The following is a 19,098-nucleotide window of genomic DNA, read 5'->3' on the forward strand; positions in this document are numbered from 1 at the left end:
GCCCTGAGAGAGCGTCTTGCCCGCTGGTCCCGTCTCCCCGGTGCAGGCCGATGCCTTACGCAGCTCGCTGCATGACCGCGGACAGCGTCTAACGCCCCAGCGGCAACGGGTCTTGGCCCTGTTTGAGCGCCTGGGTGAGGGGAGTCATCTCAGTGCCGAGGAGGTGCATCAGCGCCTGCTGAAGGCGGAGGAGCGGGTCTCCCTGGCCACGGTGTATCGCACCTTGCGGCTACTGAGTTCGATGGAGCTGCTCTGCGAATTGGAGCTGCCCGAAGGGGGCCGGCGCTTTGAGCTGGCCAGTGATGAGGCCCACCGGGACCACCACCACTTGGTCTGTGCCCGCTGCGGACACACCGAGGAGTTTGAAAGCGAAGCGGTGCTTCAGGCCGGCGGTGAAGCAGCGGCTCTACACGGCTTTCAGCTGCTCAACTGCGTCTTGAACGTGCGGGCGCTCTGTCCCGCTTGTTCCCAGCAGGACGACGAGGTTTGATCAGCGGCGGTTGACCCGGACCGGCACGAGCGACGGTTGCATCAAACCGCCGCCGCCGTTGTCATCGTCCGAGTCGGTGGCAAGCCAAAAAATTAGACCGACGAGCCCCAGAACCGTTGTGAGTGCAGTGAACTCGGCCATCCGGGGGATGCGGTTCGACACACCATAACGGCGTTTTTCGCTTCTGCTGTCGCGGATGCTGCAGCTCAGAGGGGTGCAATCGCCAGCAGCCCGCCGGCCAGCACCAGCAGCCCGGCCCCGAGGCTGGCCAGGTTGCGGTCAAGCCGCTGGCTCAGCCAGGCGCTGCCGCCCACCACCGCAGCGGAGCTCAGCAGGGCGCCAATCCACCAGAAGGAGCTGCCACTGGATTCCAGGCCGTGGAGCATGGCGTGCAGGGCGACGGCCCCGCCAACGGTGAGGGCCAGGATCGAACGGCCGCAGTGACCGCGCAGCACCAGAACAAGCACGGCAGCAACAGCCGAGATTGCCAGTGCTGCCAGCACTTCAGCCCCGGGTAGTTGTCCGCCAAAGCTGCCCACGATCGAACCCAGCAGCGCGCCAGCAACGGCAGTCGTCAGCAACGGGCGCCCGGCCTGGGCAACGCAGAGACCGACGGTCACCAGCATTAGCAGGTGATCCAGTCCCAGCAGGGGGTGCAGGGCTCCACCCATCACGCCATGGTCGGCGCTGCCATGGGCACCGGCCGGGAGCATGGAGAGCAGGCTCAGTCCCAGTCCAGCTGCAGTGCTGCTCAGCAGCGATCGGGTCAGTTTTGAGTTCATGGCAGATCCGGTCCGCGCCGGTGCTGAGGTTTTTTTTGGGGGGGTGAGGGCGGCGAGCGTTCTGACTGAGGAGCGGGCGCTCCCATCACAGCTGCGGGACAGTGCCGGAGTCACACCGAACTTTCCTCGTTGCCTTCCTGGGCTGGTTCCAGGAAACCGCTGCTCGGATTATCGCTTCAGGAGAAGCCCTTGCCGGCATCTTTGGCGACGCAGGCCTGAAGTTGCTTGCGGATCTTGGCGTGGTCGAGGTTTTTGCCGATCACGACCAATTGGTTTTTGCGGTCGCTGGGCTTGCTCCACTCGCTGTCGTCGATGGAGAAACGCTTGCCGGCCAGGTGGAAGACGTGGCGCTTGCTGCTCTCGTTGAACCAGAGGATTCCCTTGGCCCGGAAGACCCCCGCAGGCAGCTGGTTGTCGAGGAAGTTCTGAAACTTCCGCAGGGAAAAGGGCCCCTCGGCATTGAAGGAGAGGGACGTGAATCCCTCGATGGCGAGGTGATCCGCGTGGGAATGGTCGTGGGAGTGCCCGTGATCGTGACTGTGGTCGTGTGAATGACCGTGGTCGTGCTCGCAGTGCCCGTGGTCGTGATCACAGTTGCTGTGGTCCTGGTGGTCGTGGGAATGATCGTGGTCGTGCTCATGGACGCAGTGACCGTGGTCGTGGTCGCAGTCGTCGTGGTTTTGCTGCGCAGCCACCTTGTCGCTTTCGAAGAGGCCCACGCTGAGCAGCAGCGGCAGATTGACCTCCCCTTTGACCGAGCGCAGGATCCGCGCATCGGTTTTGATCTCCCGCAGCTTGTCTTCCACCGCAGTGAGGCGCTCCTCGCTCACGAGGTCGCACTTGTTAAGCAGAAGGATGTCCCCATAGACCACCTGGGCCCGGGCCACCTCCCCATCGAGGATCTCGTCGCTGAAGTTCTCAGCATCGACCAGGGTGATGATCGAGTCGAGCCGGGTCTGATCCCGTAGATCGCTGCCGAGGAAGGTCATGGCCACCGGCAGCGGGTCAGCCAGTCCAGTGGTCTCCACCACCAGATAGTCGACCGGATCTGGGCGATCGAGGATCCGGTAGACGGCGTCCAGCAGCTCTCCATTGATGGAGCAGCAGATGCAGCCATTGCTGAGTTCGACCATGTCCTCGCCAGTCGCGATGATCAGGTCGTTGTCGATGCCGATTTCTCCAAACTCGTTGACCAGCACAGCGGTTTTGACGCCCTGCTGGTTGCTGAGGATGTGGTTGAGCAGCGTGGTTTTTCCTGCGCCAAGGAAGCCCGTGAGGATGGTCACGGGAAGCCCGCTAGGGGCCTGTTCCATCAGGCTGCTGCTCATGGTGAAGGCGGCTTGCTGCGGCTGGGATCGATCCCCTCAGTCTGGGACGTGGCCTGCAGCTTTAGACGCTGCTCAAGCCACAGGCCTTCAGATAGGCCTGGTCGATGGTTTGGCTTTCGGCTGAGCTCGTGAGGTCCTTGTAGGTCTTGGCGGCAGCCTTGGCTCCAGCGCCATCGCCATCGGAGAGGGCATCGAGCATCGCGTTAATCACGCCGAGTTCCTGTTGCTCGAGCTTGAGGTAGGCCGCTTGGGCGCTTTTGCAGGGGCCATCCTTGAGATCGGCCTGAATGCTCTGCAGAGCGTCGGTGTAGCTCGTGGCGGTCGCCCGGGTCTGTTTGATCAGGGCCTCATGGTCGTGGTCATCTTCAGGATCAAAGCGATCGGGAGAGAGCTCGATCGCGGCCAGGAGATGGCCTTCCAGGGCTGTGATGGCTCCCTCGTTGTAGGCATAGACCTCTTTTTGCGGGCCGCTCATTGCGGACTGGTCTGCGCTGGGCGATTGGCAGGCGGCGAGGGCGAGTAGGCCGCTGGCGAGTGCCGCGGCATGGACGGCTGAGCGACGTGGGAAGGACATCGGCTCTCGAGAGGGCGGGGAGTTGGTTTCAGGCTGATCAGGAATGGCCAACACGGCAACGGGCCAACCCTTAACCGAGACTGAGAACCGTTATCGTTTCCGGAGCTGCGGGGTGGGTTTGGCGCGTTCTTTGGCGCTTGCGGCTGTTGCAAGTGGATTGACGCTCGTTGCTCCGCAGGCCAGTGCTGCACAGGCCTCCCCCTCGGTTGTTGCAGCGAACGGCATTCTTTGCGACCTCGTTGGTGTGCTGGCGGGATCGAGTGCTTCTGTCGCCTGCCTGGTGCCCGCTGGAGCCGATCCACACGACTACCGCCTGAACGCCAGGGACCGAGCAGCGATTCAGTCGGCCTCTCTGGTCTTCTTGAACGGCTATCGGTTAAGTCCTGCCCTCGAGCGTGTCGGGAAGCTCAAGCGCACGGTCAAGGTGGCCGAACGGGCGGTCCCCTTGAGTCCATCGCGTGATCCGCATGTCTGGCACAACCCGCTCCAGGCGGTGGCGATGACGAGGGCGGTCTCCTCTGAACTCAAGACTTTGGTGGCGGCCCCTGCCCGCCCGGCGATTGAGGCACGCGCGGCTCGAGTGGCCTCCGTGCTCCAGCAGTTGGATCGATGGGCTGCCGTGCAATTCGCGACGGTGCCCAAGGGGCATCGTGTGGTGCTGACTGAGCACGATGCGATTGCCGCGTTGGCCCGGCGCTACCAGGTTCGCTATGTGCCCTTGATGCGCTCCTTTGCCTCAGGCGGCCCGCTGCGTCCCAGCAGTTTGGGTGAGATCACACAAGCGGTGAAGGGATCGGGAACGAAGTATCTGTTCTCGGAGTCCAAGGCCAACTCAAAAACCTTGCGCCGCATCAGTAAGACCTCGGGGATTCCGATTTATCGCCAGCACTTGGTGGTTGATGGAGTCGCCAAGGGACAGACCTACGTCGCCACGTTCGTCTCCAATGTCTGCACCTTGGTTGATGCCCAGGGTGGACGCTGTGACCGCTCCGCCGCTCACGCACTCGTCGTCCGTTGGAAAGCGATTCGCTCGTCTCGCTGACTGTCGAATCCTCGCTTTGATCTCCTTAGATGATTGGCCCCCGTTCGCTGTTCTTGCCCTTGAGGTGCCTCCCCTTTGGTGTGGGCTGTGCTCTGTTGCTCTCGGCCCCCGCTTTCGCCCACGGCGGCGCGACTGGCGAGGAGCTAAAGCCTGGCGAATTCAAGGCCTCCCCTGTGATCACCATCGAGGGACACGGTGGTCTGGAGAACAATTTGCAGGGGCCGCCCAGGCACTACGCCATCGATGGTCTTTATGGAACGGTTTTGGAGTGGGGGCTCAAGAACCAGGGCAGTTTTGCGATCGAGGCGGCGATTGGTCCAGCCTTTGTCTGGGGTGAGGCTGAGCATTTTTATGGCCAGGTTCATGCCCATGGGGGGCATGCTGATGAAGAGCACGAGGGTGAGTCCTTTACCTCTGCCAGTCCATGGCGCAGGACGGACATTAAGGGCTATCTCACCGCTCGCTATCAACCCTGGAGCAACCTTTCCTTCCAGGCAACCTGGAAGCCGTACTACATCACTCGAACTGAAACCCTGGATGGTCTAGAGGATCAGTTGGGTTTGAGGAATGAGATTCAGGCGGGTGTGCTCTACGCCTTTGGTGATGGCGACGTCAATTTCGCCTTGGGTGATGGCCTGGAGAGTGTTGTGGATGGACTGTTTGTGTCTGCAGTCAACAACACGGGCTGGGATAGTGATGGAACCTATTTGGGCAACTACACCGATACCTGGGGTGGGTTTGGTTTTAACTACGACCTGCTGAATGTGACGCTCTCAGCTGGTCCACGGTTCTACACACCCGGCCGCTACGCCAACCTTCCGCAGCGTACGGATTGGGGTGGAGAGATTGAGTTCGAGTATCCCTTCACCACGTCAGTCGTTGGCTTTGCCCACTGGCAGGCCGTGTACAGCACCCAGGCTGGTGAAGGCTGGGGAATTGGATTTCAGCACCACATCGGTACTGGTGTGACTTTCCGCTTCTAGGGGCTTTTCTAGCGATCCGACTAGCTTGAGCTCTAGAGGCTGGATGGCTTTGCTTCGCGTTCAAAACCTCTGCGTTCATCGCGGCCAGCAACTGGTTCTCGATGACGTCTCTTTCACGATCAAGTCCGGCTCGTTAACGGCTTTGGTTGGCCCCAATGGAGCAGGCAAGAGCACGTTGTTGCATGCCCTAGAGGGGCAACTTCCAGCCACCTCCGGCCTCCTGGAGTTGGCTGGTTTGGCCCTCACCCCTGCATTGGCCCGTCGAGAGATTGCGCTGATGCCGCAACGCGGAGCCATTGATTGGAGTTTCCCAATCACGGTCCAGGAGTTGGTTGCCCTGGGGCGTCTTCTCGGGCGTCGACCGGGCTGCTGCGATGTGGAGGCGGTTTTACAGCGGGTGGGTCTGGCTGGCTTGGGTTCACGACGGTTGGATGAACTCTCCGGCGGTCAGCAGCAGCGGGCGCTGCTCGCGCGCACGTTGTTGCAGCCAGCCCAGCTCTTGCTCCTCGATGAGCCCTGCGCTGCGATTGATCCCCCATCGCGCACCAATTTGTTGCGGGTCATGCGTCAGCTCTGCGATGCGGGATTGACCCTGCTGGTGAGCAGCCATGACTGGGGAACTGATCTGGATGCCTACGACGAAGTGCTGGTCCTGGATCGAGCGCTGCTTGCCCAAGGTCCGCCCGAGGCGGTACGGCGCTCCTTGGGCGACCTCAGGGTTGGGCATCAATGCTGTGGTTAGTCGCTTTGACGGGACTGGCAGCTCTCGCACAGTCCGAAGAACTCCAGGGTGTGAAAGATCAACGAAAACCCTTTGCTGTCCTCGGTTTCGAGGTCAACGTGATGAACAGGACAATGGTTGAGGACCGCGGTGGCGCCGCAGTCCACGCAGGTTATGTGATGCTCGTCCCGCCCCAACGGAGCGAAGAGGGCTTCGCCGCTGGGCAGATGCCGACAGCGGATCAGTCCCCGTTGCTGGAGTTGGCGCAGGTGCCTGTAAACCGTCGCCAGTCCCATGGGGCTGTGGCTGCTCCGCAGCTGGGCATGCAGCTCCTGTCCCGACAGTTCTTGCTCGGCGTCCTCCAGGTGCTGAATGATCAGCTGCTGCCGCTCCGTGATGCCGGCAACCTGGGGGGGCATGCGCGTCCAGTTTGGATGGGGTCCAGATCCTATGGCTGACGCCTGGTGGCTCTTGCCCTTCAGCATCGCCCTGGTGGTGGGCGTGCTCTGTCCCCTGGCCGGAACGGCTCTGTTGGTGCAGCGCCGGTTGTTCCAGGTCAATTTGATCTCCCATGCGGTGCTGCCAGGACTGGTACTCGCCGTGTTCTGGGGGCTGGAGCCAAGCCTCGGCGGATTAATCAGTGGCGTGGTGTTCGCGCTGCTGGCTGAGCGGCTCACGGGGCTTCTGCCCCAGGGCGATCGCAATCGGGAGGCCGTGCTCAATGCCGTCTTGGCGGGATCGCTGGGGCTGGGGGTCCTGCTGATTCCCTTGCTCGGGGTCCGAGTGGATCTCGAGGCGATCTTGTTTGGGGATCTTCTGGCGGCTGGTCCAAGGGAGCTCTTGCAGAGCCTCATTGCCTTGGTCCTGATCGTCGGCGTGCTCGCCGGCCGCTATCGCCAGTACGTCTATCTCGGGGTGGATCCCGTTGGGGCCCAGGCTGCTGGGCTGCGTGTCTCGGCCCTGCGCTTGCTGTTGACACTGGTCACCGCGCTGGCGGTGGTGAGCGCGATTAGCGCCGTGGGCATTGTCTTGGTGGTGAGCCTGATGGCAGCACCTGCTCTCTTGGCCTTGCCGAAGGCCAGGAGTTTGCGGCAGGCCCTGCTGCGCTCCTCCTTGTGGGGACTGCTCCTCTGCGGGGGAGGATTTCTGTTGGCGGTTCAGGATGCAGTCAACCTGCCGCCGGGTCCTGTGATCGGTGTTGTCTGTCTGGCCACCCTGCCGTTGCCACTCTTGCGCCGCTGATCAACGGGCGGGGGCTTTTAGTCTTGCTTCACCAGGGCGGCCGGTGAACCACCGGTCCCTGTGAGGCTGGCCGCAGGCTTGGCTTGCTCCTGCGCGACCTCGCTATAGAAGCTGGTGTCCAGGTTGCTCAGCAGTGCGGGGCGGTTGGTCTCGAAGTGCAGGTGGGGCCCGGTGGTCCAGGCGCCGCTGTTGCCGCAATGGCCAATCAGGTCGCCCCGCTTGTAGGTCCCGGGCGCTTGGGCGCTGTGCAGATGGCTGTAGCTGGTCTCTAGACCGTTGTTGCCCACGAGCACCACGGTGTTGCCGTGGGTGTGGCTGCGGATCACGCTGGCCACTCCGTCGTGGGCGGCGCGCACCGGTGTTCCGACCGCACAGGCGATGTCCAGGGCCGGGTGCTCGGCGTGGGCGTCTTGGGTCACAACCCCTGGCATGGGATTCAGCAACTGCAGCGCGGGGACCAGGAGTGCGACGGGCAAGAAAAAGCTTTCGTGAAATAGAAAGCGAATCTTAAGTTACGACCCCTGAGACTTGAATGTCGTCTATGCGACAGGTTCGGGTTTCAGTCCGGATGTGCGCTGCAGGGCATCCAGAGGTCTCCCATGGCATGGGCTCCTTCGCAGCCCAATTCATGGGCTTTCTCCAGGGCAATCTGCCGGCTGGGGTAAGCCATCAACTGTTCCTGCGGGGGCGTGCTGCTGTGGTGTTGATGCCCGCTGCTCGGGCTCAACGTCCAAATCCCCATGGCGCTCAGACCTGCCACGGCGACACCCATCCCCACCACGCAGGCGTTCACAACGCCCATGCCAACAACGCCGAGACTCAGAACGCCCATCGGCACAACGCCGATGCTGACGACGCCCATGGGCACGATGCCGATGGAGATGATCCCCAACGGGGCAATCCCAACGGCCACCAGTTTTGGCGTTCCGCCGCATTGGGAGCCCTGGTCGATGGCCAGCTTCTCTTTGATCAGTGTTGGGGTGGCCATTGGTTCAGTGGTTCATCGGCTGTTTGTTCCCTGATGGGTGCTTCTCACAGGGCATCCACTGATTACCCATGCGGTGGGCACCGCTGCAGTTGAAATGCTCTTTGGCGGCCTGCTCAGCGGCTTCACGGGTTGGATAGAGCGCTGGCACTCCTTCTGCCCCAGCTGGGTCAGGGATGGCCAAGGTCAGCAGCAATCCGCAGACCAGTTGGATGCGAAGAAGGCTTGGCCGCACTTCAGGGATTGCGCCAGACGCTGGACCCTAAAGGCAATCCATGGGGCTGGATGGTCGTCTTAAGCAGTCCGAAACCAAGTGGGGACTGCGGCGTAGCAGGCGGCGTTCTTCTCGTTTTCACGGGCCTCGACCTTCCAGCAACAGCTGCGGCCGCCATCACGGGCCTTCAATAGCTTGTTGGCCCAGTCCCAGACCAGGGCAGCGCTGGCTTCCATGCCGACGTTCTCCATGACCCGTAGATCCAGGGCCCCCTGCTCATGCAGGGATTGCCATTGCGCCAGCAGCGGGTCGTCCGCATTGACCAAAAAGGTGTGGTCAAACTGCTGCCTCAGTTGCTTCTCCAGTTCGCTCAGGCTGGAGAAATCCACCACGAAGCCGTTTTCATCCAGCTCCTCGGCCTGGAACCAAAAACAAAAGCTGCGGCTGTAGCCGTGCACAAAGCGGCAATGGCCGCTGTGCCTCCACTGCCGGTGGCAACAGGGGTAGCCGCTAAAGGTTTTGCTGCAGGTGTAGGCGGCGGTCATCCCCGGTGAATGCTGGATGTGGGTCTTGAGGGAGGATCGGGGTAGATGGATCGGCAGCCCTTGCAGGCATCATTTCAGGCCCCAGATCCGGCCTTCATTCGCTCCCTTCGTTTTAACGAGGCCGGCCTGATCCCGGCGGTGGCTCAGGACTGGCTCGACGGGGCGGTCCTGATGGTCGCCTGGATGAACCACGAGGCGATTGAGCGCACCTTCGCCACGGGCGAAGTGCACTACTGGAGTCGCTCCCGCCAGGAGCTTTGGCACAAAGGTGCCACCAGTGGCCATACCCAGGCCCTGCGCGGCCTGCGCTACGACTGCGATGCCGACGTGCTGCTGCTCACGATCGAGCAGCGCGGCGATGTGGCCTGCCACACCGGAGCGCGCAGTTGCTTCTATGACGATGGACCGAGCCCGACGGCTGGTGGTGCCGGCGCCGCTCCCCCGCCCGCCGATGTCTGCACGGAGTTAATGCGGGTGATCGAAGGACGCCGTGACCAGCCGGAACCCGGCAGCTACACCAACAAGTTGCTCGAGGGCGGCGATAACCGGATCCTCAAAAAAATCGGTGAGGAGAGCGCCGAGTTTGTGATGGCCTGCAAGGACAACAGTCCTGAGGAGATGGCGGGTGAGGCGGCCGACATCGTCTTTCACCTGCAGGTTGCTTTGGCCCATCACGGCGTGAGCTGGCGCCGGGTGCAGGAGGTGTTGGCCTCCCGCCGGGGTGCTCCGCGCCGCGACTAGGGCTGTTTGAGACGAACGGGGGTCCCATGGCGGAGCCCGCTGCCGTTGCTCAGGATCACCCGATCGGTGGCCGAGAGGCCTTTGAGGACCGGATAGCGATCCCCCTGCAGGGGGCCCAGGGTGACGCTGCGCTGGAGCGCCACGTTGCTGCCCGCCGGTAGGCGCTCAATGGTCGCCAATGGCGTCTTGCCCGGGTCTTTTTTCCATTGGGCAGGGGTGCCAACGACGAAGACGAAGGTCTGGCCAAATTGGCGCGTGACCGCCTCAAACGGAATAGCCAGGTGACGCTCCGCGCCAATGATCAAACGGGTTCGCAGGCGCTGCCCGTCGCGAAGCATGCCCTGAGGATTCTCGATCTTGGCCTTGGCCAGCAGGGTCTGACTTTTGGCGTTGATGTTGGGATCGATCATCGTCACCCTCCCCTTGGCGACGGGGCGCTGCCCTTGACCATCGAGTAGTTGCACCAGCTGCCCGCTGGCGAGCCGGTTCGCCTGGCCGGCCGGCACGTCGATCCGGGCCTGCAGGGCTTCGTTGCGGATGATCCGGCTAAAGGGGCTTCCGGCCTGGAGGACATCCCCTGCTTTGACGCTCAGATCACTGATGACCCCAGCGATGGGGGCCCGTACATCCTTGTAGGAGAGGTCCGCCAACTTTGCCGTCAGGGCTTGGCGCGAGCCGATCGCTTTGGCTTCGAATTCATCGCGCTGTAGCGCGGTTGCCGCCCCTTCCTGGGCCAAGCCGGCCAGTCGCTCAAAGGCCAGTTGATCGCTCTTGCTTTGGGCCTGCAGGGCTGAGACGTCCGCCTTGAGCTGGGTTTGATCGAGGACCAGCAGCAGTTGCCCGGCCTCAACGGACTGACCGGATTGGACCAGGACCCGTTGGATTCGTCCACCGGCCTGGGCCGCCAGCTCGATTTCATCGGTGGCCTCCAGGGTGCTGACGGTGTCGATGCTTTGCACGAACACCTCCCGCTCAAGTGGAGCGGCCGTGACCTTCTGCGGCGGACGCCCAGTCGAGCTGCCGCAGCCGCAGAGTGCGAGTAGTCCAAGGGCGGCCAGACCTGGCCAGAGTGCTTTAGCCATGGCTCCTCCGGGCTTTGAGCTCGAGCTCCCAGCCCTTGATCAACCTGTAGCTACTGGGCACGACAAATAGGCTCAAAACGGTGGCCACCAGTAGGCCAAAGAACACCACAGTGCCGATGCTGATGCGGCTGCTGGCGCTACTGCCGCTGGCCAGCAGCAGGGGCAGAAACCCCGCCAGGGAGGAGATGGCCGTCAGCAGGATCGGCCGCAGCCTGGAGCGGGCGGAGTCGCGGATGGCCTGGTCCAGGTTCAGTCCCTCCCGCAACCGTTGATTGGCAAATTCCACGATCAAGATTCCGTTTTTGGCGGCCAGGGCCACCAGGACCAGCAGTCCCATCTGGCCATAGACATCCAGGGGCAGACCGCGCAGCACCAGGCCGCCCAGTGCTCCAAGCAGGGCTAGGGGAACGGTGATCAAGATGATGAACGGGTCCAGCAGGTTCTCGTAGAGGCCGGCCAGCACCAGCGCCATGACCAAGACCGCCAGGGAAAAGACCCGGACGGTGCTGCCGCCGGAGCGTTTCTCTTCCTCCGCTAGACCGGTCCAGGCCAGGTCCGTGCGCCGTCCGCCCAGTTGCCCCTGCAGCCGCTCGAGCTCAGCCATGGCTTGGCCGGTGCTGACCCCCGAGGCTGGTAGGGCACGAATGCTGATGGAGCGCACCAGGCGGCTGTGGTTGATCGTGCTGGCCCCACTGGAGGCCTCCACGCGCACCAACTGGCCAACGGGGATCAGGGTTCCTGATTTGGCGCGCACCTGCAGGGCGAGGACGTCGTCGAGGTTGCGCCGGCCCTCTCCATCCAGCTGCACAATCACCCGGCGGACCTGATCGCCCTCAAAGCTGTCGTTGACGTAGCTGCTGCCCAGGCTGGCCTGCAGGGTGCTGACCAGTTGGCTCAGTTCCACGCCGAGGGAGGCCATCTGCAGGCGATCGGGCTCCAGCCGCAGGAGCGGGGAATCGGCGCTGAAGCGGGTGGAGACCCGCTCAAACAATCCGCTGGCATTGGCCGCTTGGATCAGGCGTTGGGCCTCGCCCGCAAATTGCTGCAGCGAGAACTGCCCGTTGCTGGTGTCCAGCAGCTCGAGCTCCAATCCCCCTTCGCTGCTGAAGCCGCGCACGCTGGGGGGCTGGCTGACGATCACCGTGGCCCCGGAGATCGTTTTGCGCAGTTGGCGGTTGAGCCGTTGGGCCACCGCCTCGGTGCTGGGGCGTCCAGGCCCCCGCTTGCCGATCGGCTGAAGCCGCAGGAAGAGCAGTCCCTTGTTGGGGGTGCTGTCCCCAAAGGAACGGCCGGCATAGAAGTTGCCGGTTCGAATCGCGGGGTCCGCCTCCGCCAGCGCTTGGACCTGTTGCATCACCGCCTCGGTGCGCTGCAGGGAGAGCCCCTCCGGCAGCACAACGACCCCCCGTAGTTGGCCATTGTCCTCCTGGGGAATGAAGGCCGTCGGTCTCCAGCTCAGCCCCAGGGCGGTCACCAACAGGCCCACCAGGACGCTGGCCATGACGCGGCGCCGCAGCTTGAGGGAGCCCTCCAGCCAGCGGCCGTAGGGGGCCTCCAAGGATTCCAGCCAGCGCCGGGGCGGATCAATCCAGCGCAGCAGCCAGGCGGGCTCGCGTTGTTCCGCGTGGAGCAGGCGGCTGGCCGCCACCGGCGTGAAGCTGATGGCGTTAAACGTCGAGACCGCAATGGCGGCACTGATGCTGATGGCGATGGGCGCGTAGAGCCGGCCCACGCTTCCCTCCAGCCCGATCACCGGCAGGAAGACGACCACCAGCACCAGGGAGGTCGCCACCACCGCCCCACCGAGCTCCGCCATGGATTCGCGGGCGGCGGCCAAGGGGGAGGCCCCCGCTTCCAGCCGCCGTCCGATGTCCTCACTAACGACGATGGCGTCGTCGACCACCAGGCCCGAGGCCAGCACCATCCCAAACAGGCTGAGGGTGTTGATGGAGCCGCCGGCCAGCTTGATCAGGCTGATCGACCCCAACAGAGAGACCGGAACCGCCAGGGCGCTGATCAGGGCTAGACGGCTGTTGCCAAGCCCCAGCAGCAGGGCAAGAAACACCAGCAGTACCGCATCCCGGAGGCTGCCGGCGGTCTCACCAATGCTGGTGCGAATCGTCTCGGCTTCGTTGACGATCAGCTGCAGATCAATGCCAGGGGGAATGTCCGGCTGGAGCTCCGCTAAGGCCTGCTCCACCGCCTCACTGACCGCCAGGGCATTGGTGCCATCCCGCTGGTAGACGCCAATGGCCACAGCGCTGCTGCCCTGGAGGTTCGTGGCGATGGCGTCATAGCTCTCACTGCCCAGACCCACGCGGCCGATGTCCCTCAGCAGCACGACTCCGCCTTCGGGGCCCTCGCCGACCACCAGTTGTTCGAGTTCTTCGCTGCTGCGCAGCCGGCCCTCCATCTCGAGCGGGAGGGTGGTGGCCTGCCCCGGGGGCATGGGCGCTTCGCCGGTTTGTCCCAGTGCGGCTAGGACGTTCTGGGCCTGCAGGGCCCGCTCGACATCGTTGATTGTCAGTTGACGCTCTAGCAGTGCCGCGGGGTTGAGCCAGAGCCGGAAGGCCAACGGGCTTCCGCCAAACAGACGCACATCGCCAACCCCCTCGACCCGCTGGAGCCGCTGCTGCACCACCTGGCTGACCCAGCCATTGAGGAACTGCGGGGTGTAGCGCTTCGGATCTGCGCTGAAGCTCAGGACCATTAAGAGGTCATCGGAGCTGCGCCTGACCTGCACGCCCAGGCGAGCGACCTGGGCTGGTAGCCGCCGCAGCACCTGGGCGATTTCGTTTTGGGTGTTGACCTGATTGAGTTCGGGGGAGCCGCCGCGGAAGTTCAGCCGGATGCTGCTGCCACTGCTGCTGCTGCTGGAGCGGATGCTCTCGAGCCGCTCGAGTCCGTTGAGCTGCTGCTCGATTAAGGCGGTCACCCCCTGCTCCACCACCTCGGGGCTGCCGCCGGGGTAGGAGCTGCGGACACTGACCCGTCCGGGGGCAATGCTCGGCAGGTTCTCGACCTGCAGGCCGCTCAAGCTCAGGGCTCCCATGAGCAGCAGCAGCAGACTCAGCACCAAGCTGAATACGGGCCGTCTCAAGAACAGGTCTGAGAGGGTCCGCCTGGGCGGAGTCATGGCTGGGTGCTGGGCTGATCAGCCTGGGTCAAACCGGGCTGTTCTTGCAACCACTTCAGGGTGGCTTGATCCCTGGGGCTCAGCTGCAGGACCGGGACCGCTCCGGCCTTGACCGCCAGCGCATCGCCGGCTTGGTCGCTATGGCCCCAGAGACCAAAGGCGTGGCCCAATTCATGCAGGCTGGTGGCCTGAATGGCCGTTTGCGCTTGCCCGGGGCTGATCAGCACGGTCACCAGCGGCTCGAGGGACCAGCGCTGATCCCCGCGGACCTCACGCAACTGAAGCAGGGCCCGTCCATTGCTGGCGCGGTTATTGAGCAGGGGAGGCCGACGCCGCTCCACCAGAACGTGGGCCCGCAGCGGCTCGGTGACCAGGTGAATCGGCAGCTGGTCTTGCCAGGTGCGCAGGGCAGCCTGCACCGCCTGATGCCAGCGCTGCTGCCAAATCGCCCCAGGCCCCTGGGTGGTCACGGGCTCCACCCAGACGCACCACTGCTTGCGATGGGGCCAGCCTGCGGGTGTGGTCTTGAGACGACTGCTGTAGCCAGCGCTGCTGGCGGTGGTCTGGACCGGCTCGATCAAGAGCGGCCCCTGGCCGGACCAGGGGCGCACCTCAGAGGCCAGGGGGCAGGCTGGAGGCGGTAGCTCCATTGCTGGGGCTAACCAGGCAGGCCGACGCCCCGGGCCATCAAGGTGGCCAGGAAAGGAATCAGGGCAAAACCCACCAGTTCAATGTTGAGGATCCAGGCCAGCCGCTTGGCCAGGCCTTCGCTGACCTGGGGCAGTTCCCCTTTGCGCAAAGGGATGGCCCAGGTGATGTAGGTGATCGTGGGGTAGAGGGAGAGGCCACCCACGGAGAGGTAGAGGCCGACCTTCCACCAGAACAGAGGGTTCTCCGTATAGAACTCTGAGCCCTGTCCGAAGTACATCACCCGCAGGATCCCGCTCACCAGGAGGGCGAGGGCCGCCATTCCGTAGACCACATCGGTGATCACCATCAAGGTGGCGTCCTTGCGGTTGGGGTTGGGCTGGATCAGGCGACGCTCCAGCACGAGGGCGCCGAAGCAGAGCATGAAGCTCAGGTAGTGGACGTAGGCCACGCCCGCTCGGGTGAGAACGGTCGGTGCGATGTCGGCGATCAGAGCCGGGGCGGGCATTGCCTTGGACTGGATGGGGCCTCAGACCGTAGCGAGCGAGCGACTGAGCTGGTTTTGTTCAGGCTTTGGAAGCCAATCTGCAATTGGGAAATAAGTCTGAATTTGGGAAGCAATTTTGAAAGTTGGAAGCTTTTTAGTGGCTTTCTTTTTTGAGTCAAAAACCCCTTAGGTTCAAATCAGCAGAACGCGCAAACATGGCCAGCTCGCTGAGTGCTTTCTTGGGTGAAATTGGTCGTCACCAGTTGTTGACGCCAGAGCAAGAGCTGATGCTTGGCCGCAAGGTACAAGCCATGGTGCAGCTGCACGAGCGCTGCACCATGGCTGGTGGTGTTGGTGAAGCCTGCAGCTACAACGACATCGAGAAGCGCACGATGCGTGTGGGCGAGCGGGCTAAAGATCAGATGATCACGGCCAACCTGCGCTTGGTGGTCAACCTGGCAAAGCGTTACCAGGGCAAGGGACTTGACCTGTTGGACCTGATTCAAGAGGGGACCCTGGGTCTGACCCGAGCCGTTGAGAAGTACGACCCCACCCGCGGCCACCGCTTCAGTACTTATGCCTACTGGTGGATTCGCCAGGGACTCAACCGTGCGCTCTCGACCCAAAGTCGCACGATTCGTATTCCTGTCAATGTCAACGAAAAACTGACACGTTTGCGGGCTGCAAAGGCGCGTTTGATGCAGCGCAATGGCATGGCGCCTAATTCACAACAGCTGGCCACAGCGTTGGGTTTGCCGCTCGATGAAATTGAGGATTTGCTCGGTTGTGAGCTCCGCAGCGTCACCGTCAGCCTGCAGGGCATCGTCAAATCCAAATCCGATCCCACGGAACTGGTGGATGTGCTTCCTAGTGAGGATCTGCCTCCCATGGAGCGCTGTGAACTGGCGGAGCGCAATGCCGCGGTTTGGAAGCTTCTGGATCAGTCCAACCTCACGCCGAAAGAGCGCACTGTCGTGATGCTGCGCTTTGGTCTCGATGGCAGCCATGAGTGGCGCACCCTCGCTGAGGTGGCCCGTCTCCTGGGCTGCAGTCGGGAGTACTGCCGTCAGGTGGTCCAGCGGGCCCTGCGCAAGCTGCGCAAAGTGGGCATCCAGAGCGGATTGGTCGACGTCAGTTCTGTCGTTCAGTAGGTCGGCCTTCAGAATGGTGTCACCGCTTGAGGTGACACCAGCCCATGGCTGTCGATCCTGCTGCTCAACCCATTGATGCCCAAGTGCTGGGCAGCACCGAGGTCGATGAGGGCGCGCTGCGACGCCTCCTGCGTCGTGCAGGTCGCGCGATCGCGCGGCCTGCCATCGAATGCCTCGAGTTGTTGCTGGATTCCGGCACCCCGCCACAGGTTCGCCTGACGATGCTGGCGGCCCTGACCTATCTGCTGGTTCCGGTTGATTTGATCCCGGACTTCATCCCGGCGGCGGGCTTCAGCGATGACCTGGTGGCCTTGACCGCCCTGCTCGGTCTCTGCTCGAGTCACATGAGCGAACCCATTCGGATGCGGGCGCAGCGCAAACTGGATCGCTGGTTTCCTCCGACGCGCTGATGGCTGCTCTGACCTCTGAGCAGTTAGACGAACTGCAATCGTTCATCAAGGATTGGCTCCGCCACAGCGGCCGGACCCAGTCGGACCTGCGGCGAGCCCTGCGGGCAAGCTCGATTCGGATGCCGGTCCTTCTGGATGAGTTGGACCGCACCTACCGCCGTGACGGTTTGGTGGGCCTGGCTGAACGTCTCTGTGCCATTGAGGCGGTCTGGCAGAGCGAGGACCAAGGCGGGGTTGGTTCCGCCGATGCCGCTCCAGCCGTTGAGGACTCCCTTGGGCAATTGGATCTGCTCCTGGAAGAAATCCGACTGGAAGTCGGAGACGGCTGACGGAGGCCTGCACTCACGTCACAGTGGGTGCACGTTGCACCGTTGAGATGACCTGCGCGCGTTGGCTGGCTTGGGCGTCCGTTGCGGCCCTGGGTGCTGCAATGCCTTCGGCCGTTCATGCCCAGGCGGAGAGTTTCCTCTGGGGACCCGGCAGCAATGTGGGCCCCTCCACCACCGTGGAACCCAAGAACTGCGTGACGGCGGCCGACGGAAGTATCACCTGCGACACCAAGTTGGTGAACCCTCCGGGGGATACTCCGGCTAAGCCTCAGTACACGCCCTTTCGCAATTGAAGTCTCTGTTTTGTGATCGCGCGTTCCTGCGAGGAATCTCGGGTTTCGAACGCGCTCTGGCCAAGGTCCTCTCGGTCACCCTCACCGTGGTGTTGGTGGTCGCGACCCTTCAGCTCCTGATCTTTTTGGGCAGTGACCTGCTGGATTTGCAGGTCAATTGGACCGGTGAGGGCCTGGTGAGCCTGTTGGATCAGGTGCTGGTGATCCTGATTGCCCTGGAGGTGCTGCAGAACCTCACCGCTTACCTGCGGGAGCATGTGATTCAGATCGAATTAGTGCTGGTCACGGCCCTGACCGCCGTGTCCCGCAAGGTGATCGTTTCTCCCCCGGGGATGCAGAAGGACCCTGCGGTTCTGATTGGCTTGGGGGTGGCGATCCTCTCCCTCGCTGCCGCCTATTGGCTGGTGCGGCAATCCAACCTCAAGCGCCCACCGACCAGAACAGAGCTAGCCAGACCGTCCCAGGATTCGGGTCGGTTGCCGTAACCCGATGGCGGCGATGCGGCGCAATCATCAGCGCATCGCCGACGCAGAGGTCCCGCGGCTGCTCTTCGTCTTCAAAGTGCAGCGACGCACTTCCGCGCAGAACCAGAACCCATTCGCTCTCCTCTTGGTCGTACCAGCCCTCGGCTGGGCTGCTGGCCTGGCAGGAATGAATTCGCTCGAGGCGCCAGTTCTGTCCACTGGCGAGCACGTCGGTTTGTTCCTGGCCTGACTCCGGGCAGTCCCCCCGCAGCAGATTGGGTTGATCAGCGGGCCTGTCTGGCTGGGGGCTGCTGTCCCCCCAGCGCCGGCCGATGTCAAAGCCAAATTGGGCTGCCAGTTGGACCACATCGTGGTGGTTGCTGCAGTCTCTGAGGGCTTGCCGAAGCTCGGGCTGGGCTTCAGTCAAGGCCACGAAGGCATTGAGCTGTTGGATCTTCTGGAGGAACTGTTGGAGCTGGGCTTCGGCCATCAGCTCAGTATCGGGTTCAGCGTTTTGCTGAGGTTGAACCGCTCGAAGTGCACCCCGCGGATCAGGAGCTCTTCTCTCCAGCGGATCCGCCAGCCCAGCTTCAGCAGTAGAGGGGTGGAGATCAGGCTGGCTTCGGTGACGAGGGCGCCGAGCTTGTCCTGAGTCGCTTCCGCCTCAATGGCCTCAATCAGGGCGCGTCCATGGCCCCGCTGCTGGTGTTCAGGATGGCAATAGAGCAGGGATAGGCGTTGGCTTGGATCCCGCAGGGCAAAGGCGAGGACGCCTCCATCCGTTGCTTCGCTGGCCAGGGCGCGACCGCGCTCGAGCTGAAGTGCTAGTGCCGGACCTTGACTGGCCCAGGCTTCTCTTTGTGCCTGCGTGTACAGCTTCGGGTCGCAACTCAGGACGGCCTTCTGATAAATCGTGATCGCCTCAGAGTGCTCGTCCCTGCGTAATTCACGGATTCGATGCATCGAGGCCTTTGATACTCAACTCCTTGCCGAATTCTGGCTTGGTTTGATCTTCATGGAGCTGGTGCCTAGTTAAACCGTGTTGTATGTTGCACGAGTATCTGGCTCAAGCCCTCTACCTCAATGCTCACCGGTTCCGATCTTCTGGCCAAAGTTAAAGAGCTTGGCGATGTAAGTAAGTCCGATATCGTCCGCGCTTGCGGTTATGTCTCCTCCAAGAAGGACGGCGGCGAGCGTCTGAACTTCACCGCTTTCTACGAAGCGCTTCTCGAGGCCAAGGGTGTTGAGCTTGGCGTGAGCAGCAAGGTCGGCAAGGGTGGCCGCAAGCTCAGCTACATCGCCACCGTTCAGGGCAACGGCAACCTGCTGATCGGTAAGGCCTACACCGCCATGCTGGATCTTCAGCCCGGTGACGAGTTCGAAATCAAGCTCGGCCGTAAGCAGATCCGTCTGATTCCCGCCGGCGGCAGCGACGAAGACGAAGAGTGATC

Annotated in this window: 27 protein-coding genes and 1 riboswitch; of the genes, 12 read left to right on the forward strand and 15 right to left on the reverse strand. The window is 62.9% G+C overall.

Annotated elements, in window-relative coordinates:
* Window positions 1-16 precede the first annotated feature (16 nt).
* A complete protein-coding gene (locus tag LY254_RS12055; protein ID WP_247477427.1) occupies window positions 17-490 on the forward strand; it encodes a Fur family transcriptional regulator in 474 nt (157 codons plus the stop codon).
* Here LY254_RS12055 and LY254_RS12060 read toward each other — a convergent pair whose 3' ends face one another.
* From LY254_RS12060 to LY254_RS12075, 4 genes are all read right to left on the reverse strand, one after another.
* Window positions 491-631, reverse strand: a complete 141-nt coding sequence (locus LY254_RS12060; RefSeq protein WP_010315811.1) for a hypothetical protein — start codon at window positions 629-631, stop codon at window positions 491-493.
* Window positions 632-696: 65 nt separating this feature from the next.
* Window positions 697-1,272: a HupE/UreJ family protein gene (locus tag LY254_RS12065; RefSeq protein ID WP_247477432.1), complete on the reverse strand. Its 576-nt coding sequence runs from the start codon at window positions 1,270-1,272 to the stop codon at window positions 697-699.
* Between the two features lie 33 nt (window positions 1,273-1,305).
* Window positions 1,306-1,448, reverse strand: a riboswitch (cobalamin riboswitch).
* Window positions 1,449-2,585, reverse strand: coding sequence for a GTP-binding protein (locus LY254_RS12070; protein ID WP_247477433.1), 1,137 nt, complete (start codon window positions 2,583-2,585; stop codon window positions 1,449-1,451).
* 76 nt (window positions 2,586-2,661) lie between these two features.
* Window positions 2,662-3,174, reverse strand: a complete 513-nt coding sequence (locus LY254_RS12075; protein WP_247477435.1) for a hypothetical protein — start codon at window positions 3,172-3,174, stop codon at window positions 2,662-2,664.
* Window positions 3,175-3,331: 157 nt separating this feature from the next.
* On the opposite strand from LY254_RS12075, the gene LY254_RS12080 reads away from it, so the two are divergent.
* From LY254_RS12080 to LY254_RS12090, 3 genes are read left to right on the forward strand one after another with little or no spacing between them, the layout of a single operon-like run.
* Complete coding sequence (locus LY254_RS12080) at window positions 3,332-4,216, forward strand: metal ABC transporter substrate-binding protein (protein WP_247477437.1); 885 nt, start codon at window positions 3,332-3,334, stop codon at window positions 4,214-4,216.
* Between the two features lie 29 nt (window positions 4,217-4,245).
* Window positions 4,246-5,199, forward strand: a complete 954-nt coding sequence (locus LY254_RS12085; RefSeq protein WP_247477439.1) for a hypothetical protein — start codon at window positions 4,246-4,248, stop codon at window positions 5,197-5,199.
* A 43-nt stretch (window positions 5,200-5,242) separates the two neighbouring features.
* On the forward strand, window positions 5,243-5,941 hold the full coding sequence (locus LY254_RS12090) for a metal ABC transporter ATP-binding protein (protein ID WP_247477442.1): 699 nt from the start codon (window positions 5,243-5,245) through the stop codon (window positions 5,939-5,941).
* Here the strand turns inward: LY254_RS12090 and LY254_RS12095 are convergent.
* The gene (locus tag LY254_RS12095; protein ID WP_247477445.1) at window positions 5,938-6,339 is read right to left on the reverse strand and encodes a transcriptional repressor; all 402 of its coding nucleotides are present in this window, start codon (window positions 6,337-6,339) and stop codon (window positions 5,938-5,940) included. The genes LY254_RS12090 and LY254_RS12095 overlap by 4 nt on opposite strands.
* Window positions 6,340-6,370: 31 nt before the next feature.
* On the opposite strand from LY254_RS12095, the gene LY254_RS12100 reads away from it, so the two are divergent.
* Window positions 6,371-7,162, forward strand: a complete 792-nt coding sequence (locus tag LY254_RS12100; protein ID WP_247477448.1) for a metal ABC transporter permease — start codon at window positions 6,371-6,373, stop codon at window positions 7,160-7,162.
* Window positions 7,163-7,179: 17 nt separating this feature from the next.
* Here the strand turns inward: LY254_RS12100 and LY254_RS12105 are convergent, their stop codons facing one another.
* The 4 genes from LY254_RS12105 to LY254_RS12120 all read right to left on the reverse strand — a co-directional run bounded on the left by LY254_RS12105 (window position 7,180) and on the right by LY254_RS12120 (window position 8,906).
* Window positions 7,180-7,638, reverse strand: a complete 459-nt coding sequence (locus LY254_RS12105) for a M23 family metallopeptidase (RefSeq protein ID WP_247477449.1) — start codon at window positions 7,636-7,638, stop codon at window positions 7,180-7,182.
* Window positions 7,639-7,721: 83 nt separating this feature from the next.
* Entirely contained in the window at window positions 7,722-8,150 is a 429-nt protein-coding gene (locus LY254_RS12110; RefSeq protein ID WP_247477451.1) for a hypothetical protein, read from the reverse strand.
* A gap of 4 nt (window positions 8,151-8,154) precedes the next feature.
* Window positions 8,155-8,382, reverse strand: coding sequence for a DUF3721 domain-containing protein (locus LY254_RS12115; RefSeq protein ID WP_247477452.1), 228 nt, complete (start codon window positions 8,380-8,382; stop codon window positions 8,155-8,157).
* Between the two features lie 59 nt (window positions 8,383-8,441).
* On the reverse strand, window positions 8,442-8,906 hold the full coding sequence (locus LY254_RS12120) for a 6-carboxytetrahydropterin synthase (RefSeq protein ID WP_247477454.1): 465 nt from the start codon (window positions 8,904-8,906) through the stop codon (window positions 8,442-8,444).
* Between the two features lie 45 nt (window positions 8,907-8,951).
* On the opposite strand from LY254_RS12120, the gene hisIE reads away from it, so the two are divergent.
* Entirely contained in the window at window positions 8,952-9,647 is a 696-nt protein-coding gene (gene hisIE, locus LY254_RS12125) for a bifunctional phosphoribosyl-AMP cyclohydrolase/phosphoribosyl-ATP diphosphatase HisIE (RefSeq protein WP_247477455.1), read from the forward strand.
* Here hisIE and LY254_RS12130 read toward each other — a convergent pair.
* The 4 genes from LY254_RS12130 to LY254_RS12145 are packed head-to-tail and all read right to left on the reverse strand — an operon-like array spanning window position 9,644 to window position 15,021.
* Window positions 9,644-10,729, reverse strand: a complete 1,086-nt coding sequence (locus tag LY254_RS12130; protein ID WP_247477459.1) for an efflux RND transporter periplasmic adaptor subunit — start codon at window positions 10,727-10,729, stop codon at window positions 9,644-9,646. The two genes, hisIE and LY254_RS12130, sit on opposite strands and share 4 nt — an antisense overlap.
* A complete protein-coding gene (locus LY254_RS12135) occupies window positions 10,722-13,865 on the reverse strand; it encodes an efflux RND transporter permease subunit (RefSeq protein WP_247477460.1) in 3,144 nt (1,047 codons plus the stop codon). Before LY254_RS12135 ends, LY254_RS12130 begins: the two co-directional genes overlap by 8 nt.
* The gene (locus tag LY254_RS12140; protein WP_247477461.1) at window positions 13,862-14,515 is read right to left on the reverse strand and encodes a peptidase; all 654 of its coding nucleotides are present in this window, start codon (window positions 14,513-14,515) and stop codon (window positions 13,862-13,864) included. Before LY254_RS12140 ends, LY254_RS12135 begins: the two co-directional genes overlap by 4 nt.
* Window positions 14,516-14,523: 8 nt before the next feature.
* Window positions 14,524-15,021 carry a DUF2214 family protein gene (locus tag LY254_RS12145; protein ID WP_010315862.1) on the reverse strand — a complete coding sequence of 166 codons (498 nt, stop codon included), beginning with the start codon at window positions 15,019-15,021 and terminating at the stop codon, window positions 14,524-14,526.
* A 194-nt stretch (window positions 15,022-15,215) separates the two neighbouring features.
* On the opposite strand from LY254_RS12145, the gene LY254_RS12150 reads away from it, so the two are divergent.
* From LY254_RS12150 to LY254_RS12170, 5 genes are read left to right on the forward strand one after another with little or no spacing between them, the layout of a single operon-like run.
* Window positions 15,216-16,151, forward strand: a complete 936-nt coding sequence (locus tag LY254_RS12150) for an RNA polymerase sigma factor RpoD/SigA (RefSeq protein WP_247477463.1) — start codon at window positions 15,216-15,218, stop codon at window positions 16,149-16,151.
* Between the two features lie 44 nt (window positions 16,152-16,195).
* A complete protein-coding gene (locus tag LY254_RS12155) occupies window positions 16,196-16,561 on the forward strand; it encodes a YkvA family protein (RefSeq protein WP_010315866.1) in 366 nt (121 codons plus the stop codon).
* On the forward strand, window positions 16,561-16,890 hold the full coding sequence (locus LY254_RS12160) for a hypothetical protein (RefSeq protein WP_247477465.1): 330 nt from the start codon (window positions 16,561-16,563) through the stop codon (window positions 16,888-16,890). The genes LY254_RS12155 and LY254_RS12160 overlap by 1 nt, the downstream gene beginning before the upstream one ends.
* A 47-nt stretch (window positions 16,891-16,937) precedes the next feature.
* Window positions 16,938-17,183 carry a hypothetical protein gene (locus tag LY254_RS12165; RefSeq protein ID WP_010315870.1) on the forward strand — a complete coding sequence of 82 codons (246 nt, stop codon included), beginning with the start codon at window positions 16,938-16,940 and terminating at the stop codon, window positions 17,181-17,183.
* Window positions 17,180-17,668, forward strand: a complete 489-nt coding sequence (locus LY254_RS12170; protein WP_010315872.1) for a phosphate-starvation-inducible PsiE family protein — start codon at window positions 17,180-17,182, stop codon at window positions 17,666-17,668. The genes LY254_RS12165 and LY254_RS12170 overlap by 4 nt, the downstream gene beginning before the upstream one ends.
* Here LY254_RS12170 and LY254_RS12175 read toward each other — a convergent pair.
* Together LY254_RS12175 and LY254_RS12180 are read right to left on the reverse strand one after the other, a co-directional pair.
* On the reverse strand, window positions 17,604-18,137 hold the full coding sequence (locus LY254_RS12175; protein WP_247477467.1) for a Nif11 domain/cupin domain-containing protein: 534 nt from the start codon (window positions 18,135-18,137) through the stop codon (window positions 17,604-17,606). The genes LY254_RS12170 and LY254_RS12175 overlap by 65 nt on opposite strands.
* Entirely contained in the window at window positions 18,137-18,610 is a 474-nt protein-coding gene (locus tag LY254_RS12180; RefSeq protein ID WP_247477468.1) for a GNAT family N-acetyltransferase, read from the reverse strand. Before LY254_RS12180 ends, LY254_RS12175 begins: the two co-directional genes overlap by 1 nt.
* A gap of 120 nt (window positions 18,611-18,730) precedes the next feature.
* Between LY254_RS12180 and LY254_RS12185 the strand changes: the two genes are divergently transcribed.
* Window positions 18,731-19,096, forward strand: a complete 366-nt coding sequence (locus tag LY254_RS12185; RefSeq protein ID WP_010315879.1) for an AbrB family transcriptional regulator — start codon at window positions 18,731-18,733, stop codon at window positions 19,094-19,096.
* The last annotated feature ends 2 nt before the right edge of the window (window positions 19,097-19,098 follow it).

This window comes from Synechococcus sp. NB0720_010, assembly GCF_023078835.1.
Classification (GTDB): Bacteria; Cyanobacteriota; Cyanobacteriia; order PCC-6307; family Cyanobiaceae; genus Vulcanococcus.